Source organism: Vibrio sp. D173a (genome assembly GCF_030248475.1).
Map to the genome: position 1 here is coordinate 1 of NZ_JAHGAH010000425.1, position 951 is coordinate 951.

Sequence of the window (951 nt, forward strand, 5' to 3'; positions counted from 1 at the left end):
CGTTTGTCTTCAGGGAAGCGTATTAACAGCGCAAAGGATGATGCTGCGGGTCTGCAAATCTCTAACCGTCTACAATCGCAAATGCGAGGTTTGGATGTTGCCGTGCGTAACGCAAACGACGGCATTTCCATCATGCAAACTGCGGAAGGTGCGATGAATGAGGTGACTAACATCATGCAGCGTATGCGTGATTTGTCGCTCCAGTCAGCTAATGGCTCAAACAGCAAAGCGGAACGCACTGCACTGCAAGAAGAAGTGACGGCACTGAACGATGAGCTAAACCGCATTGCCGAAACCACCTCCTTTGGTGGGCGTAAACTGCTCAATGGCAGCTTTGGTAAGTCGGCATTTCAAATCGGTGCTGCGTCAGGTGAAGCCGTGCAAGTTGAATTAAAGTCGATGCGCAGTGATGGCATTGATATGGGCGGCTTTAGTTACTTTGCAAACGGACGTGCAAACTCTGATTGGCAAGTAAAAGACGGTGCGAATGATCTTAGCATGTCATTTACTAATCGTTTTGGTGAGACGGAAACCATTCAAATCAATGCTAAAGCTGGCGACGATATCGAAGAGCTTGCGACTTATATTAATGGTCAGACTGACAAAGTCACGGCCTCTGTGGATGAAGAAGGGCAGTTACAGCTATTTATGGCTGGAGAAGAGACTTCAGGCACTTTATCGTTTTCAGGTGATTTAGCGAGTGAACTTGGGCTGCAGCTAAAAGGGTACGATGCGGTTGATAATATCGATATTACGTCTGTCGGTGGTGCGCAACAAGCTGTGGCTGTCCTTGATACAGCGATGAAGTACGTTGATAGCCATCGAGCAGAACTAGGCGCGTACCAAAACCGCTTTAACCACGCGATCAATAATCTGGATAATATCCATGAAAACCTAGCGGCTTCGAACAGCCGTATCCAAGATACTGACTACGCCAAAGAAACCACGCAA

At 47.6% G+C, this 951-nt stretch carries 1 protein-coding gene; it reads left to right on the forward strand.

Features of this window, described 5'->3' with window-relative positions:
• Positions 1-951 (forward strand): flagellin (locus tag KIV40_RS26445; protein WP_285352150.1); only part of this gene is annotated, 951 nt, incomplete at both ends.